Origin of the sequence: Paraburkholderia sp. CHISQ3 (assembly GCF_030464945.1) — a bacterium.
Taxonomy (GTDB): Bacteria; Pseudomonadota; Gammaproteobacteria; order Burkholderiales; family Burkholderiaceae; genus Paraburkholderia; species Paraburkholderia megapolitana.
In genome coordinates, this window is record NZ_JALPRG010000006.1 from 232,683 (window position 1) to 251,257 (window position 18,575).

General features: G+C 59.5%; 8 protein-coding genes. 3 read left to right on the forward strand and 5 right to left on the reverse strand.

The features are described from left to right. Positions 1-29 precede the first annotated feature (29 nt). Entirely contained in the window at positions 30-1,376 is a 1,347-nt protein-coding gene (locus M0D65_RS16050) for a lipase family protein (RefSeq protein ID WP_266253568.1), read from the reverse strand. A 406-nt stretch (positions 1,377-1,782) separates the two neighbouring features. Further along, entirely contained in the window at positions 1,783-2,163 is a 381-nt protein-coding gene (locus tag M0D65_RS16055; RefSeq protein WP_266253569.1) for a response regulator, read from the reverse strand. Positions 2,164-2,294: 131 nt separating this feature from the next. Between M0D65_RS16055 and M0D65_RS16060 the strand changes: the two genes are divergently transcribed. Next, the gene (locus tag M0D65_RS16060) at positions 2,295-3,416 is read left to right on the forward strand and encodes a sensor histidine kinase (RefSeq protein ID WP_266253570.1); all 1,122 of its coding nucleotides are present in this window, start codon (positions 2,295-2,297) and stop codon (positions 3,414-3,416) included. 645 nt (positions 3,417-4,061) lie between these two features. Here M0D65_RS16060 and M0D65_RS33130 read toward each other — a convergent pair. From M0D65_RS33130 to M0D65_RS16075, 3 genes are all read right to left on the reverse strand, one after another. Further along, positions 4,062-4,352 carry an MbcA/ParS/Xre antitoxin family protein gene (locus M0D65_RS33130; RefSeq protein ID WP_308076669.1) on the reverse strand — a complete coding sequence of 97 codons (291 nt, stop codon included), beginning with the start codon at positions 4,350-4,352 and terminating at the stop codon, positions 4,062-4,064. A 426-nt stretch (positions 4,353-4,778) separates the two neighbouring features. Next, on the reverse strand, positions 4,779-6,254 hold the full coding sequence (locus tag M0D65_RS16070) for a DHA2 family efflux MFS transporter permease subunit (protein WP_266253571.1): 1,476 nt from the start codon (positions 6,252-6,254) through the stop codon (positions 4,779-4,781). A 36-nt stretch (positions 6,255-6,290) separates the two neighbouring features. Beyond that, the gene (locus M0D65_RS16075; RefSeq protein WP_266253572.1) at positions 6,291-6,482 is read right to left on the reverse strand and encodes a hypothetical protein; all 192 of its coding nucleotides are present in this window, start codon (positions 6,480-6,482) and stop codon (positions 6,291-6,293) included. A gap of 450 nt (positions 6,483-6,932) precedes the next feature. Here M0D65_RS16075 and M0D65_RS16080 point away from each other — a divergent pair, with 450 nt between their 5' ends. Beyond that, positions 6,933-7,463 carry a hypothetical protein gene (locus tag M0D65_RS16080; protein WP_266253573.1) on the forward strand — a complete coding sequence of 177 codons (531 nt, stop codon included), beginning with the start codon at positions 6,933-6,935 and terminating at the stop codon, positions 7,461-7,463. A 680-nt stretch (positions 7,464-8,143) separates the two neighbouring features. Then, positions 8,144-18,562, forward strand: coding sequence for a non-ribosomal peptide synthetase (locus M0D65_RS16085; protein ID WP_266253574.1), 10,419 nt, complete (start codon positions 8,144-8,146; stop codon positions 18,560-18,562). Positions 18,563-18,575 lie beyond the last annotated feature (13 nt).

The following is an 18,575-nucleotide window of genomic DNA, read 5'->3' on the forward strand; positions in this document are numbered from 1 at the left end:
ATCGTTGCGCGTGACGGTCTAAGCAGCTCTTAAGGAGCAGGAATCGGGGCTAGAGAATTGCCGACCGGGATCTGCCCGCAGTTTTGCGGTGCCGTGAGGTCCGCGAACCGCGCGTTGACCCACAGCAGCGTTTCGGGAATCCACACGAGCAGAGCGTCGGGAGTATGGCTAAGGAGCGGAGTCTCGCCGTACTGAACGCTGACCCCACGCGAGCAGTAATCGCGGGCCAGAGTCCGGACGTCACCGGCGATCATGACGCCATCGCCGGCACCGATACCGGGCTGGTTGCCCGGCGTACCCACAAGGTCGCCACCAGTACCTTCCTGAATCAGCATCGGTGCTGACGGCGTACCGCCGGTTCCCATGATCAGGTTATTCATCATTTTCGCGTACGCCGGGATCTGCTCCGGCGTTGGGTACTCCGGCTTCGCTATCGAGGCCCACGTCAGTCCGGGATACTGCGCCAGAACGTTGAGGAGCGAGTCCTTCTGCATCTGCCCGAAAAGAGCCTTGCCGTGGTCGTTAAGGTAGAGAGTGAGATCGACGTTGAACGCGCGTGAGATACCGATGAGTGCCGGCGGGATGATCCCCGCCCACACCAGGCTGCCATTGATGTAACGCAGGTTGCGCGCCGGATCGACCAGCACACCGCCCATCGATGAGCCAATGATGCGCCGGTCCACGTCGGGTGCGTAGGAGGGGGCCAGTTCGGCTGCCCACTCGGTCGCGATCGCGCCACCGGAGTAGCCGACGAGGACGACTTTGGTGTTACCGGCCAGGCCAACCGTTGGCGAGTTAAACGTTGCTCGCAGGGAATCGAGCGTGTTCATACCGTACTCGCGCCCATCGACGAGGTCGGCCTGCTGGCCTTCGGTATCGGAGATCACGATGCTGTAACCCTGCAGCAGGAACGGTGCGATCAGCACCGTTTCGATGTTCGGGATCAATCCACCAAGAGTCAGCCCACCCGAGATCGCGTAAGAGGGTTCGTCGTTGGGGCTTAGTGAGTCATAGAACGACTGATACGAAATCAGCTTCTGTGGACCGATGCTGAGGGCCGGCTGGATCACGGACGTCACGTTCACGGTCGGCTGACCGAGCTGCCCCGTTGAACGGTATAGCAGCTGGGTGGTTTTGATCGGCAGTGGAAACCCAAGGACGTGATACGGAACGGTCCGCGTCTTCAGTACCGTCCCGGGATTGATGTCTGCCAGAGGCGTACTGCCGGTGTACTGATAAAACGGATCCTGGCCGGGTGGTACCCGTGCTTCCGCTGAACTCGTCGCTCCTATTATCGTCAGCGACGCAGCAACCAGTGCTACCCGCTGCCTCGCAACAGCACGCCAGCGACGCTCTACGTTTTTTATCTCAGACATCTCACGCTCCCAATGAGTTAATCCCGTCATTTTATGTAACATGATTGTTATTTTTCTCATCATAACAACGATGTTAATTTATAAAAATGGTGGTTTACGCTGGCTAGGCTTGCATTCGGTGCGTCATGAGTTTGAAAAGAAGTTGCGCTACGTCGTGGCGTTTGCGAACGAGGGGTCATTCACTGCCGGATGCCCCGCTGCGCGCGAAGCGACCAGTTTGTTGTTCATCGCTGCAAATCCGATCGGATCAGCGCTCTGGAAGGTCCGCTTCAGAAAACGGCGAGAGATTGTCAGGGTCGAACTCAGCGGGCCGCGTCGGGCAACGGTCCGACATAAATAGCCAGTCCGAACCATCACGGAAAGCGATCGCTTAACGCCGCCTCCAGTCTCCAGCGATGCTTCCGCCTCAAATGATCGCGTGGGACGCCATCACAGCCAGAATGGCAGGAAGTTGAGCCGGCTTTACGAAATGATCATCGAAGCCAGCCTTGAGCGATTCGGCCCGGTCGATGGGTGTAGACAGTGCGGTTACCGCCAGCAGCAATGGCGAGCAGACGATGTTTATCCGCCGGATTTCCCTCGCTACAGCACGGCCGTCCATATGCGGCATCTCGATATCAAGCATCACGATGTGGGGGCGCCAGGCGCGGTACGCAGCGAGAGCGTCCAGACCGTCCGTAGCTGTCTGGATGGCATAGCCGTAAGCCTCAAAGAACAGGACGTACACCACCAGCAAATTCGGGTCGTCGTCGGCTATGAGTAAGCGCCCAGCTTTCGCGGTGGACATTGGGTTCCTGTAGGGTGCTTCTCATGTCACGCAATTTTGGGACCCGGCAGGGCCAAAGTAGTTATTTTCGCGTAACGTGAGTTCAGCGAATGCGCCATACTGCTTTTTTCCCGCCTTTTGTGAGGACGAGCATGCGACTGGCTGACTTCATTCTGCGCGAGATGGAAACGATTCTGGTCGAATGGGAGAGGTTCGCCGCTACCCTGTTGCCAGCAGCCGTGGACATGAAATCGCTCGCTCTGCGTGACCATGCACAACAGATTCTGCAGGCCGTGGCGAAGGACCTGTCGACGGCCCAGACAAGGGAAGCACAATCCGAAAAATCGATGGGAAGAGCCCCCTCTCTGATCGGAGCTCCGGAGACTGCTGCGCAGACGCACGCGCTGTTGCGGGCGCGAGGCGGGTTTGACATCAACCAGTTAGCTGCCGAGTATCGCGCCTTACGGGCCAGCATCCTGCGCCTCTGGATTGACGAATGTTTGCCCGACGCCCCAAACCCGGATGATGTCGTCCGCTTCAACGAGGCGATCGACCAGGCGCTCGCGGAATCGGTCAGACAGTTTAGCTCGCAGGTAGATCAGGCGCGCAATCTATTTCTTGGCATGCTCGGGCACGATATGCGTAGCCCACTGCAGACCATCCTGATGACGGCTCAGTATCTGACGGTGCTGAACGCTGGAGAGCAGGTATCAGTAGCAGCATCCCGCCTCATCCGAAGTGGCGCCCGCATGCAGGCTCTGCTGAACGATATGCTTGATTTCAATCGTACCAGGCTGGGTTTGGGGATCAGTATCTCGCCCACTGACGTCGACCTTGAGAAGCTGTTTGCCGACGAGCTTGATCAGTTGCGGGCAGCTCACCCGGACAGTCGTGTCGATCTGGACGCGAAAGGAGACTGTCGAGGAGTCTGGGACGGCCGCCGTCTACAGCAGCTGCTCGGAAACCTGGTGTTGAACGCTATCAAATATGGAGCGCCGGACGCACCTGTGAGAGTGGCCATGACCGGTAACGAACGGCAGGTTCGTTTCGAAGTCAGGAACCAGGGACCCGCTATCGATCGAATGACCTTGCATCGGATCTTCGACCCGCTCCAGCGGGGACTGAATCCTGAAGACTCCTACAACGCCGATGGCAATCTGGGACTTGGACTCTACATCGCGCGCGAGATTTCAAGAGCCCATGGGGGCGAGATCGATGCGCGGTCCGATGAGGTGGAAACGGTGTTCACGGTGAGCTTGCCCCGCGGTTACTAGCGTTCGTGGTTCGACTCAACGACAGCCCCCGACGTCTGGCAACGTTTCTTGAATGTCCGCTTCGCTGGACGCTTGTGGCTGCTTAGGGTCGACAAGAGGCGGTCGCGCCATCCCGACAGTGGCCGTTCGCGAACCCGGTGATGGGCTCATAGGATGTGAGGTCTCGGTCACAAATGTGCTTGCTGACCGACCCCTTGAGACAAGTACGCTTATCTTAATGACTGCATTTGCGACCCAAACCTACCCCGTGAAAACAGGTTTCCCTTCCGCAACAGCAGTCCCATACCAGCCAGCTTTCCCGACGAGCTAACTGTACTGCTCGGCTGATATGTGGGCCTGTTGACCGACGAGGCGACCGTCCGCTGCGTGCGTGGCGCTAGCTACAATTCACGCTGGCTGAAGCGGTCGATGCGTGTACAGGGGTGCTGATTCGTTGACGACTCCCTTGGAAAGCACGTAACTCCGTCGAACCGGCCATGCTGGAATGGGCAATGTGGTGCAATCACCATCACTGATGCAACCGGCCGGCCATATGCAGCACGCCGAAGTTGAGGCAAGTACTGTCAGCAACTACGCAATGTCGCTGTTGCTCCTGCATGAACCTAAACTGACCGGCCTCCATGGTTCCCGGAGCGGTTCGCATTTCTATTGATAGGCTCCGGTTTGCATGCTTGCGAGAATGCGAGTTATCTGAACAACCCCGTCCGGCGTATGAAGAAATTCGACAGGCAAACGCCCACCGAGTGCCGGAACGGGTCCACGCAGCCATCGGTTCAGCCACTGTCTGGCGTCAAATCCGATCGGATCGCCAGACTCTGCAACCATCCGCTGGACCAGCGCGACTAGCGCCTCCATTACTTCTGCCGGTACCTCGTCCTGAGCTGATAGTGGTGTCTTGCCAGAGTCGTGTGCCTTTGCCATCGTGTCCTCACACATTTCGTCGTTACACGGCCCGCGCTCTGGCTCACTCGCGGTTTTCTAGCCCCTTTTCTGCATCCCCTGGCCTGCATCGACGCTCGAAGGGGCTTTCAAGGAATCCGGGGCAGATGTATCGGCGCCGGCGAACCTGCATCAATTGCCTACATTCTTGCGGCGTGCAGTTGGGGGCGAACCTCAACGCTACTACTGTTGCGTGATCGCCGGCCACACAACTTACACAACCAGCTTTTCTGAGAATTTCAATGCCCAAGGACACTTTCTCTGAGACGAGCGGCATGCGGTCGTTTTAGAAAAGGTGTCCAGGTCATTGATTTGTATGAGGCTCCGATGACAGCTTTTCTGAGAGCCTACAATGTGGCGGGTGGCAGGGTTAATCGCGCGCGTACTCAGATGAAGCTCACGCGAAATGCTTTGCCTCGCACATCAGGTATTGCCGGTAGCCGAACTGGTTTCACCGGTCCGCGCACCGTGCGCGGCGTCGGGTGCGCCTGCGTGTGTGCCGACGCGCAGAAAGAGCCCACCTACCAGTGCCGCGAGCGCGGCAAACGCCGCGCCGAACACAAACGCCACGTGATAACCGCCGTTTAGCGCGGCCGCTTCCTGCACGTGCGCTGCTGCGAGCGTCTCACTGCGCGCAGCAGCGAGACTCGCGAGCACGGCGAGACCGAGTGCGCCGCCCATCATGAACGAGGTGTTGACCATACCCGAAGCAAGACCCGACTCGCCCGGCTCCACGTCGCTCATGGCGGCGAGCAGCATCGGGTTGAACGCAACGCCGGCACCGAAGCCGAGGAGGAGCATGCCTGGCAAGACATCGACAACGAACTGTCCATCGAGCGGTGCGCGAGCAAATAGCAACAGACCCACGGCAGCGATACCGAGCCCAACGGCGAGCGGTATCCGGATACCGAAGCGCATCACGAGTTTTGCTGACAGACCCAGCGAGAAAAGCGCCATGATCACGTTGGCCGGAAGGAAGGCGAGGCCGACCTGCATCGGCCGGTAACCGAGTACGCGCTGCAGATACAACGCAGAAATGAAGAACCACGCGAACATCGCTGCGGCCCATAGCACAGCGCCCACATTGGTCACCGCAACGTTGCGCGTACGAAACAGGCCGAGCGGCATCAGCGGATGCTGTACGCGTGCCTCGATCAACAGGAACGCAGCAAACAGCACGACAGCGACGGCCAGCAGTCCGAGCGTCTGTGCAGAGGTCCAGCCTGCCTCGTTGCCGTTGACGATCGCATAGACCGCGAGCATCAGCGACACCGTCACGGTTGCGGCACCGGCCACGTCGAGCTTTTCACCTTCCGCATGGCCGCGGCCGTCGGGCAACAGGCCGATACACAGCGCGTAGACCGCAATGCCGATAGGCAGATTGACGAGGAAGATCCAGTGCCAGTTGAGCACGTTGGTCAGCAGTCCGCCGAGCAGCACACCGATGCTGCCGCCGCCCGCGCACACGAAGCCGTAGACACCCATCGCTTTCGCACGCTCGCCGGGTTCGGTGAACAGATTCATGATCAACGACAGCGACACCGCCGACACCACCGCACCACCCAACCCCTGCACAGCGCGCGCACAGACCAGCAGCACCTGCGAGTTCGAAAGTCCACATGCAAGCGACGCAACCGTAAACAACACGATGCCGCCGAGAAACAGCCTGCGATGCCCGTACAGATCGCCGAGGCGCCCACCGAGCAGCAGAAAGCCACCAAACGTCAGCATGTACGCATTCACAACCCACACGAGCGAGGTCTCGGAGAAGCCGAGATCGGCCGCGATCGACGGCAGTGCGACATTGACGATGGTCGTGTCGAGCACGATCATCAGCACGCCGAGACAGAGCACGATGAGCGCGAGCCAGCGCTTACGGCCCTCTATATTGTGGGTCATGCAGTTGCTCCTACGTTTTGTGTGTGACGCCTACGATTATTTGCACAGCGCTTCGCGCGCGACCGGCACACCGTTGCCTGACCACGAGGTACCGAAGCGATCGACCGCCATGCCAAACGACTCGGCCCAGAAGGTTCTTTGCAACGGCATGGTGACCTTGCCGCCCTTGGTGAGGTCAGCAAAAATGCGTTCCGCATCGGCAACGATTGGATAGCGCAGTGCCAGCATGAAACCCTTCACTCCTTCGTCGGGCTCATCGTATCCGACGCCATGGCTTTGTCAATTTGGCACCAGAAAGTCTCGACGTCTGAAAGTCGATCGGATCGAAAACGTGGAGGGATCTTCCCGGTGTATGTGTTCCTTCAAAGCCTACGTTTGGGGTAGACGCTATCGCACGTCTATTACCTCACATGTAATTGTTGAGCTTGACACCCCTCGCCAGGATTTCTGTGTTGTGTCATGGCTCTCATCGACCATGACGAACTACACGGCGAGCGTCACGCAGTCACCGCTGGAAGAGGTCTTCCAGTCGCACGCGTGGCAGCCCTGAGGTCAGCAAACGGCCGGCTCCGGCTGGTCGTTCTCTCCCTGGAGTTCTCTCGTTTTCTTCAAGTTAATCGTGCTGCTTTGAGATTCCCCACAGCCTGCTGTGGGGTAGTTCATTCTGGAGTCCGTGACATGTCAATCTCGACATTGGGTGCCGTGCACGTTGCAGTCAGTCTCACTGGAATAGTCTCTGGTGTGGTTGCGCTGGTGGGCATGGCTTGCAGAACCAGACTTCCCCGCTGGACAGCACTGTCTCTTGCCACCACAGTGTTCACCAGTGCCAGTGCCAGTGGCCTGGCGATTCCTTCTGCGTCTTTCGGACCCGCCGATGTGCTCGCCGTGATCTCGCTTCCTTTGCTGACGCTCGCGTTATTCGCAATCTACATGCGCGGTTTGGTGGGGATATGGAAGCCCGCATATCTCGCGAGCAGCGTCGCGGCTCTCTATCTGAATGTGTTTGCCGGCGTGGTCGCGGCGTTCCAGTTCTTGCCGACACTCAGGCAAGTGACTCCTTCGCTTGCCCACCCGCCGCTGCGGGTGGAGCAGCTTGCTGCAGCGTTTGCTGTTCCATCGTTCGCGATCACGCAAGTCGTCTTGATACTGACGTTCATTGCGCTTGGGATGATGGCCGCGACCCGACAACGCGATGTCGCGGCTTCCTGAGATGATCGAGGCCCGGCTTCGTTACATGATGCGGAGTTAAGGCGCGTTAAGACTACCGAAAACAATTCCGTGCTTCGTCGCCCCGGATATCCAGGGAATATCTACCCGCAGTAGATGCTGGCTAGTTTATCGACATGCCTCGAATCATCAATTACGTGGCAGGTAATCGAAATGACGACGCGTGCTCGTCCGATATATGAACATGGCCATGAATCGTTACCAGGTAACGGAGCGGTTGTCGTTCGGCGTGGGTGAGCGGCTTCGCAAAATCTGCATAACGTGTTCTAGCGAGTCATCCGGCATCAGATTCATTTGACATTGATGCGCACTAAATCTGGCTTGCCTCGTGATGTTTGTCCCAGAAACATCTGACATCGCCTGCTGAACCGATGCAGTACGATGGTTCTCTGGGCATTGCATGAGAACGCGTGTCACCACATCGTCGAAGGTCACGAGAATAGTCAGTCGTTTGCCGGACAAACGTCACAAAACAAGTCAAATCTTGCCGTTCGCGATCCCGAATGATTCGCTAGAACAGATTATGCCTTTTGCGTGGCATGTCCCATCCGGACGAAGGACCGAATTTTGATGCTTCTTATGCGACTTTGATAAACAAGGGCGCGCCCCTGTACAGGAATGGATTGCGCAGGGTATCGGCAATCCCAAATTGAGAGATTTTTATGAATTACATCGATCAAAAAATCGGATCTGCCATATATCCACTCTCATCAGCTCAAAGAGATATATGGCTTGACGAGGAAATTAATAATGAGTCTTTGGCGTATACAATCGGCGGTCATTTACGCATTGAAGGTGTAGTGGAAGCGGATCGATTGAGCAAGGCTTTCGATAAAATCGTCATGCGCCATGATGCGCTGCGTATTCGTATATTACCGCCCACATCAGAACATCCGCTACCCCGGCAAGAGATCTCATCTAGCACGAACATCCCCATGTCGATGCTCGATTTTACGCAGGCATCAAACCCTGAAAGTGAAGCTATTGAATGGGTTAACAGGAAATTGCGAACCAAGATATTCTGGTTCGACTGGCCGTTGCTGGACGTTACATTATTAAAAATAAAGAGTGATTTGTTCTATCTTGTGCTCCGTATCCATCATTTAATTAGTGATGGGTGGTCTATGGGTGTGATAGCGAGAGATCTCTGTAACGAGTATAATAATCGCCCGCACTCTGCTGTAGCTTCTTCTTTTTTAAATTTTACAGCGCAGGAAGATAATTTCACCAAGACTGCGGAATTTTTGAATAATCAAAAATACTGGATTAATAAATACGCCACCCCTCCGGAAGCATTTTTTGGAGTCGCCAGTAACTCGGATAAAATCAGATCCGGGTACGATTCGTTAAGTTTTATCATAGAGGAGAATATTTTTTCTCAGGTAGAAAATTTCTCTCAAGATCATAAACACTCAAAATACAATATCATACTGGCTGCGTTTTATGTATATCTATCCATAACAAATAAAAAGTCAGATATTGTTCTGGGAATTCCGGTCGTCGATCGATGGGGTAGCGAGAAGTCCTCGGCGATTGGACTGTTTTTAAATCTGATTCCTTCAAGATTCAATATTTCCCCGGAAGCTTCTTTTTTGCATGTAATTTCCTGCGTAAAAGAAATTCTGCGTGAAGATTATAAATTCAGAAAATTCTCTGCAGACCAGTTTTATAAAAAAATACATCTCCCGGGATCTCGACTCAGAAAAATCTACGATGTCATTTTTTCTTATGAGCATCGAGGCGAGGGTCTGAATTTTGATGGTGCGTCTGCTCAATTCATCAGATTCCCAAACCTGATAGCGGAAACGCCGCTAGCTATTTCCGCAGTGGAGGAGATGGCCGGCGCCGACAGGGTCAAGATAAATATAGCGTTCGATCTAAAGTATTTCGAGGAAGTCCAGATAAGGGATCTTTTTAGAGGCGTATCCCGCATCCTGGAGGCAGGATTAAGGAATCCGGAGATACCGGTAGATCGATTGCCCCTGTTGAATGAAGCCGAACGTGAGCAGGTGCTGGTGCAGTTCAACGCTACGCAGGCCGAGTATCCGCGCGAGGCGCTCATCCATCAGCTGTTCGAAGCCCAGGTCCAGGCTACCCCGCATGCCGTGGCTCTCGTCTACGAAGATGCGTCGCTTACCTACGCCGAACTGAACGCACGCGCCAACCGCCTCGCGCACCGCCTCCATGCGCTCGGCGTGCAGCCCGATCAGCGCGTGGCCATCTGCGTGGAGCGAGGCTTCGAGATGGTGGTGGGGCTGCTGGGTATTCTCAAGGCTGGGGGTGCCTACGTGCCGCTGGACCCGGACTATCCCGCCGGGCGGCTGGCCTTCATGCTGGAGGACTGCTCACCGGTGGCGCTGCTTACACAAAGCGCGCAGCTCCCGACACTGCCTCGCGTTACCGCCCCCGTGATCCTGCTCGACACTCCGGTGCTGGAGACCGAACCGGAGCACAACCTCGAGCCTGCAGAGCTCGGTCTCAACCCACATCATCTCGCCTACGTCATCTATACCTCCGGCTCTACCGGCACCCCCAAGGGCGTGATGAACGAGCATGGTGGCGTTGTCAACCGGTTGCACTGGGCACGCGGCGAGTACGCCGTCGGCCCGCAGGATCGGGTTCTTCAGAAGACCTCACTAAGCTTTGACGTTTCTGTCTGGGAGGTCTTCCTTCCGTTGCTCTCGGGCGCCCAACTGGTGCTCGCCAAACCGCATGGACACAAGGATTCCCAATACCTTGCCGGGCTTATCCAGGCGCGAGGTATTAGCATCGCCCACTTTGTCCCTTCGATGCTGCAGCTGTTCCTGGCACAGGTCCGTGTGGGTCGCGACTTCCCGCTGCGGTGCCTGCTCGCCAGTGGCGAAGCGCTATCTTCTACCTTGCAACTGCGTACCGCGGAAGTGCTTCCCGGGGTCGAACTGCATAATCTGTACGGCCCGACGGAAGCAGCCGTTGACGTCACCGCCTGGCATTGCCGCCCGGGAATCTATGCCGGCATCGTTCCAATTGGCCGGCCGGTTGCGAACACGCAGATCTATATCCTGGATGCCCACGGCAATCCTGTTCCGATCGGCGTGGCGGGAGAAATCCATATCGGCGGGGTACAGGTGGCGCGCGGCTACCTGAACCGCCCGGAACTCACCGCCACCCGCTTTGTGCGTGACCCCTTCAGCTCCCACTCCGGTGCACGCCTGTACCGGACCGGTGACCTCGGGCGCTGGCTACCCGATGGCGACATCGAGTTCCTGGGGCGCAACGACTTCCAGGTGAAGATCCGCGGCTTTCGTATTGAGCTCGGCGAGATCGAGGCCCGGCTCGCCGCCTTGCCCCAGGTGCGCGACGCCACTGTCATCGCGCGCGAGGACACTTCGGGCAACCAGCGCCTGGTGGCGTACCTGATTCCCCAAGAGCCTGCGGTACTGGATATCGGCGTTGTGCGCGAACAGCTCGCCAGTGTGCTGCCTGAGTACATGGTGCCTGGCGCATTCGTCGGTCTCGCGGCGTTCCCGCTCACACCGAACGGCAAGCTCGACCGTCACGCGCTACCCGCGCCCGACGACAGCGCGGTGATCAGCCACGTCTACGCTGCCCCCGTGGGGCCGCTCGAATCCATCATTGCCGGAATCTGGCAGGACCTGCTCGGTCTGCAACGCGTCGGGCGGCACGACAACTTCTTCGAACTCGGCGGCCACTCGCTGCTGGCGGTGACGCTGATCGAGCGATTGCGCCAGCAGGACATCAATACGGATGTGCGCTCGGTATTTACCACCTCTTCAGTGGCCACGCTGGCCAGCCTGATCGGACGCAACCGTCCCGCACCGGTCTTTCTGGTCCCCGACAATCTCATCCCGCAAGGCAGCACCGCCATTACTCCGGCCATGCTGCCACTGGTCCAGCTCAGCCAGGAACAGATCGACCGGATTGTGGAGCAGGTGCCGCAGGGAGCATCCAACATCCAGGATATCTATCCGCTGGGTCCGTTGCAGCAGGGCATCCTGTTCCACCATTTGCTCGAGAGCGAGGGCGATGCTTACATCATGCGCTCGATCCTGGCCTTCGATAGTCGTGCACGCCTGGACAGATTCGTGGATGCCCTGCAGGAGGTTGTCGATCGTCACGATATTCTGCGCAGTGCCGCTTACTGGAACGAGCTACCCGAGCCCGTACAGGTTGTGCATCGCCACGCTCCCCTGCCGGTCGAAGAGCTCGATCTAAGCGCAGCCAGCGATGTACTCGAAGCACTGCGCAAGCACACGGACCCCCGACATCTACGCCTGGACTTGCGACGCGCTCCGCTGCTGGCTGCCTATGCGGTGTGCGATCTGCACTCTGGGGAATGGCTGCTTGCGCTGCTCAATCATCATCTGGTCTGCGATCACCTGACAGTGGAGCTGCTGGTCAGCGAGGTGCAGGCCGTGCTTCAGGAGCGGCGCCAGCAGTTGCCCACGCCATTGCCCTATCGCAACTTTATCGCCCAGGCTGGAGCGATTGCGCGAGGCGAGCATGAGGCGTATTTCCGTGAACAACTCGGCGATATTGAAGAACCCACCATACCCTTTGGTTTCCTGAACACCCACGGCGATGGCAGCGAGCTTGACGAGGCGCGGTTGTTACTCGATCCGGAACTGGCCCGGCGCATCCGCGAGAACGCGCGGCAACTGGGGGTGACGCCCGCCGTGCTGTTCCATGTTGCGTGGGCCCAGGTGCTGGGATGCTGCACCGGGCGCGACGACGTGGTCTTCGGTACGGTGCTGTCCGGACGTTTGCAGGGCTCGGCAGGTGCCGACCGCGTGCTGGGCATGTTCATCAACACCCTGCCGGTACGGATCTCGCTAGGCAATACCACTGCACGACAGACCATACTCGATACCCATACGCGGCTTGGCGAATTGCTCGTGCACGAGCAGGCATCGCTGACGCTGGCGCAGCGCTGCAGCGCGGTGCCGCCATCCATGCCGCTATTTACCGCGCTACTCAACTACCGGCACAGCGCACCTGGAATGACAGAAGCTGCCGGTACTCTTGCCTGGGAGGGTATCCGGATTCTTGGCAGCGAGGAGCGGAGCAACTATCCCCTGGCATTGTCGGTGGATGACCTGGGCGCGGATTTCTCACTCACTGCCCAGTGCGTGCGCGGTATTGTCGCGACCCGCATCACCGCCTACCTGGTGCAAGCTCTTGAGGGGTTGCTGCAGGCCCTGGTGGCAGGCTCGTCGGAGCCGGTCGGACATATCACTGTATTGCCCGAAGCCGAACGCGAGCAGGTGCTGGTGCAGTTCAACGCTACGCACGCCGAGTACCCGCGCGAGGCGCTCATCCATCAGCTGTTCGAAGCCCAGGTGCAGGCGACCCCGCATGCCGTGGCGCTCGTCTACGAAGATGCGTCGCTCACCTATGCCGAACTGAACATACGCGCCAACCGGCTCGCACACCGCCTCCATGCGCTCGGCCTGCGGCCCGATCAGCGCGTGGCCATCTGCGTGGAGCGAGGCTTCGAGATGGTCGTGGGGCTGCTGGGTATTCTCAAGGCCGGGGGTGCCTACGTGCCGCTGGACCCGGACTATCCCGCCGGGCGGCTGGCCTTCATGCTGCAGGACAGTTCACCGGTCGCGCTGCTCACACAAAGCGCGCTGCTTCCGGCACTGCCTTCCGTCACTGCCCCCGTGATCCTGCTCGACACTCCCGCGCTGGACACCGAACCGGAGCATAACCTCGAGCCTGCAGGGCTCGGCCTGAAGTCGCATCACCTCGCCTACGTCATCTATACCTCCGGCTCTACCGGCACCCCCAAGGGCGTGATGGTCGAACATGCTGGCGTCATCAATCTGGTAACCGCGCAGACTAACGTTTTCAACGTACAGCAAGATAGTCGCGTCCTGCAGTTTTCGTCCTTTAGTTTCGACGCGAGCTTGTCCGAGATCGCCATGGCGTTGTGCAGCGGAGCGGCGTTGTGCCTGGCATCGCGCAATGAACTCATGCCCGGGGCACCCTTGCGAGATACCCTGCGTCGCTACGCGATTACGCATATCACCTTGCCGCCATCTGTTCTCCGCCTTCTGTCAAAAGAATCAGCCGCACCCGGTATCACCTATATTGCGGCGGGGGAAGCACTCAGGCTTGATTCACTCGCATCTTTCGAAAAGGATCGCGCCAGCATTTTCAATGCATATGGGCCGACAGAGTCGACTGTTTGCGCTGCAATCCATCCCCATCCATCGGTACAGACCGGCATTGTTCCGATAGGCCGCCCGATTGCGAACACGCAGATCTATATTCTGGATGCCCACGGCAATCCGGTTCCGATTGGCGTGGCAGGTGAGCTGTACATCGGCGGGGCAGGCGTCGCGCGGGGCTATCTGAACCGCCCCGAACTCACCGCCACCCGTTTTGTGCGTGACCCCTTCAGCTCGCACTCAGGTGCGCGCCTGTACCGGACCGGCGATCTCGGGCGCTGGCTACCCGATGGCAACATCGAGTTCCTGGGGCGCAACGACTTCCAGGTGAAGATCCGCGGCTTTCGTATTGAGCTCGGCGAGATCGAGGCCCGGCTCGCCGCCTTGCCCCAGGTGCGCGACGCCGCTGTCATCGCGCGCGAGGACACCCCGGGCAACCAGCGCCTGGTGGCGTATCTGATTCCTCAAGAGCCAGCGGTACTGGACATCGCCGCGGTGCGCGAACAGCTCGCCAGTGTGCTGCCCGAGTACATGGTGCCTGGCGCATTCGTCGGTCTCGCGGCGTTCCCGCTCACACCGAACGGCAAGCTCGACCGTCACGCGCTACCCGCGCCCGACGACAGCGCGGTGATAAGCCATGAATACGCTGCACCCGTTGGGCCGCTCGAATCCACGATTGCCGGAATCTGGCAGGACCTGCTCGGTCTGCAACGCGTCGGGCGGCACGACAACTTCTTCGAACTCGGCGGCCACTCGCTGCTGGCGGTCACGCTGATCGAGCGACTACGTCAGGTGGGTTTCCAGACAAATGTTCGCGTGCTGTTCGGAAAACCGACGGTCGCGGCACTGGCTGGCACCGTGAGCGAACCGGTCGAGGTGGTCGTACCGCCGAACCTGATCGCCGCGGGTTGCACGGCGATCGAACCGCAGATGCTGCCGCTGCTAAGTCTGACGCAGAAGCAGATCGACAGGATCGTCGCGGGCGTGCCGGGTGGCGCCGCCAACGTGCAGGACATCTACCCGCTTGCGCCGTTGCAGGAAGGGATCCTGTATCACCATCTGTCGACGGCGCAGGGCGATCCGTATGTGCTGCACGCAGTGTTCAGCATGCAGAGCCGCACGCATCTGGACGGTTTTGCCGCGGCGCTACAAGCCGTGATCGCGCGGCACGACATCCTGAGGACGTCGGTTGCGTGGGATGGACTCGATGCGCCGGTGCAGGTGGTTTGGCGTGAAGCGCCACTGGGTCTCGACGAAATCGTTTTGAACCCGCGCGAAGGAGACATTGCGCAGCAATTGCAGGCGCGCTTCGATACGGCTCACACAAAGCTGGAGATCCGCGAGGCACCGCTGATACGGCTTGCGTATGCGCACGACGAGGTGCATGACCGCTGGGTGGCGCTGCTGATGGCCCATCACATCGTACTGGACCATGTGGCGATGGCGGTGCTGCAGAAGGAAGTGCAGATGTGGCTGACCGGCGAGGCGGCGCACCTGCCCCCTGCGATACCGTATCGCACGTATGTCGCGCAGGCGAAGCTCGGTGTGAGCGAGGCGTCGCATGAAGCGTTCTTCCGCGACATGCTGCAGGACGTGGACGAGCCGACGCTGCCTTTCGGACTGACAAACGTCCAGGGCGATGGAAGCGGCATTGCCGAGGCGAAACTGCCGCTGGGCAGCACGCTCGCTCAGCGCATGCGTACACAGGCGCGGGTGCTCGGCGTGAGCGCGGCGAGTCTGTGTCATCTCGCATGGGGCCGTGTGCTCGCGGTGGTGTCGGGACGCGACACGGTGGTATTCGGCACGGTATTGCTCGGGCGCATGCAGGGCGGAGCGGGAGCAGACCGGGCGCCAGGGCTCTTCATCAATACCTTGCCCCTGCGCGTCAGCGTGGGGACGCAGGACGTGCAGGCGGCCGTGAAGGAAACGGGCGTCCGGCTTGCGGCATTGCTCGAACACGAGCATGCATCGCTCGCGCTCGCGCAACGTTGCAGCGGCGTAGCGGCGCCTTTGCCGTTGTTCAGTGCGCTGCTGAATTACAGGCATAGCGATCGCGCAGCGGCGCATGCAGGGCAGGATCTGTGGCCGGGCATCGCGATGCTTGAAGCGTATGAGCGGACGAACTATCCGCTGGTGCTGTCGGTAGACGATTTCGGTGAAGAGTTCGAACTGACGGTTCAGGCGGTCTCCGGGATCGACGCGCGGCGAGTGGGCGGCTATATGCGCACTGCTCTGGAGAGTCTGCTCGATGCGCTGGAAACAGCACCGCACACGGCCGTGCGTGCACTGACCGTCCTTCCCGCAGACGAACGACTGCTGGTGCTGGAGACCTTCAACACCGCGGAGGCCGCACGGCACCAGGACCACACTGTTCACCAGTTGTTCGAGGCACAGGTCGCGCGCACGCCGGCAGCTGTTGCGGTGACGTTCGACGGGATATCGCTGACCTACGGCGAGCTGAACGCACAGGCCAACCAGGTAGCGCATCGTCTGCGCGAGTTCGGTATCTCACCGGACGATCGCGTGGCGCTGTGCGCCGAGCGCGGTATCGAGATGATGGTGGGTATCCTGGCAATCCTGAAGGCAGGTGGCGCGTATGTGCCGCTCGACCCCGCCTATCCGCGCGAGCGGCTCGAGTACGTACTGACAGACAGCGCGCCGGTGGCGGTGCTGGCACAAGCAGGCGTACGGGAAGTGCTTGGGGACATCCCGGTCCCGCTGATCGAACTCGACCCTTCCGCATTCGCCGCCGGACCGGACCACAACCCGGTCGTTCCGGGCCTGAGCTCGCACCATCTGGCCTACATCATCTACACGTCGGGCTCCACCGGTGAGCCGAAAGGCGTGATGATCGAACACCGTAATGTGCCGCGCCTTTTCGCGGCAACCGCGCAGCAGTTCGGATTCGGCGAGCACGACGTGTGGACACTGTTTCACTCGTTTGCGTTCGACTTCTCGGTATGGGAGATGTGGGGGGCACTCCTGCATGGAGGGCGCCTCGTCGTGGTTCCCAAACAGGTGAGCCGCTCGCCGCACGACTTCTACCGTCTGCTGCACGAGGAGGGCGTCACGATCCTCAACCAGACGCCGGGCGCGTTTCGTCAGTTGATCGCGGCACAAGGCGAAAGCGATCAGCCGCATCGACTGCGCCACGTGATCTTCGGTGGCGAGGCGCTGGAGCCCGCGATGCTGCAGCCGTGGTATGCGCGTCGCCAGAACGCGAACACGCAACTGGTGAACATGTATGGGATCACCGAAACGACGGTACACGTGACCTATCGGGCGTTGAATGCGGAAGATGCACGGCACGCGGGCCGCAGTCCGATCGGCAAACAGTTATCCGATTTGCGCATGTACGTTCTGGATGAGCGGGGTGAACCGGTACCGGTGGGCGTAGCGGGCGAGATCTACGTCGGTGGCGCCGGTGTGGCACGCGGCTACCTGAATCGCGCCGGCCTGACCGCAGAGCGGTTCATGCAGGACCCGTTCGGCGCGACGCCGTCGGCACGGATGTACCGGACTGGCGATCTGGGCCGATGGCTTGCGGACGGCAGCATCGAATACCTTGGGCGTAACGACGACCAGGTGAAGATTCGCGGTTTCCGTATTGAACTCGGCGAAATCGATGCGCAGTTGAGTCAGATCGCCGGGGTGAAGGAAGCGGCGGTACTGGTGCGGGAGGACGCATCGGGCGACAAGCGGCTGGTGGGCTATGTGGTCAGTCACGAGGGGGTGACGCTGGCACCGACGGAACTGCGCGAACGCTTGTCGGCGGTACTGGCCGATTACATGGTGCCGAGCGCATTCGTCAGCCTGGATGTCTTGCCGTTGACACCGAACGGCAAGCTGGACCGCCGTGCGTTGCCGGCACCGGACAAGTCCTCGATGACCACGCAGACCTACGAGGCACCGCAGGGCGAGACGGAAACCACGATCGCGCGCATCTGGCAGGAGTTGCTAGGTATCGATCAGGTTGGGCGCCACGATAATTTCTTCGATCTGGGCGGTCACTCCTTGAAGGTGATGGTATTGCTGACCCGGCTGGGCAGCGTGTTCGACAGGAAAATCTCGCAGATCGATTTCTATCGACAGCTGACGGTCGCGGGGCTCGCGACGTTGCTTGCGCGTGACGAATATCGCCCGAACGGGCTGGTGCCTGTGATTGCGCGCGGCGCGGCGCAGACGCGACTGACGGTTGTGTGTGTACCCTACGCCGGCGGCTCGGCCACCGTGTTCAAGCCACTCGCCGATGCGCTGTGTTTGCGCGACCCGACACTTGCGGTGCGCGCGCTTGCACTGCCAGGCAACGAGCTTGGCACTGCGCCACAAGACTACGTGTCGGTCGAGCAGATGGCGCAGGCGTGTGCCGACGAGCTACTCGCTTCGGACCCTGGTGAGATCGCGGTATATGGCCACTGTGTGGGCAGCTTCCTTGCTCTTGAACTGGTGCATGAGCTTGAACGGCGCGGGCGGAAAGTCGTCTTTTTTGCCGCTGCTGCCGCGTTTCCGCTACCGCGCCTTTTGCGCGCGCTGCCGGCTCCTGCCCCCTGGCGTTTTACCAGCGACAGGAAACTGCATGCGCTGACGAAGCGCTGGGGCGGGGTGGCCGGCGAAGTCGATCCGGAAATCATCGCCTTCATGATGGGTAATTTCCGCAGAGATACCCGGCTAGCTTTCGAGTACGAGCGACGCCGCACGCATTGGAAGATCGCTGCTCCGATACTTTGCATCGTCAGTCAGGATGATCCCCTGACGCGAGGATATGCACGTCGGTTCAGGGGATGGTCGAGCCTGTCGGACAAGGTGGCCCTGGCGGTGTTGCCGGAGGGCCAGCACTACTTCGTCGGTACCCAGCCCGACCGGGTTGCGGATGAGATCTTCAAGTCAATAAAGGAGGGTGTTTGGTGAAACGGGCGACAGC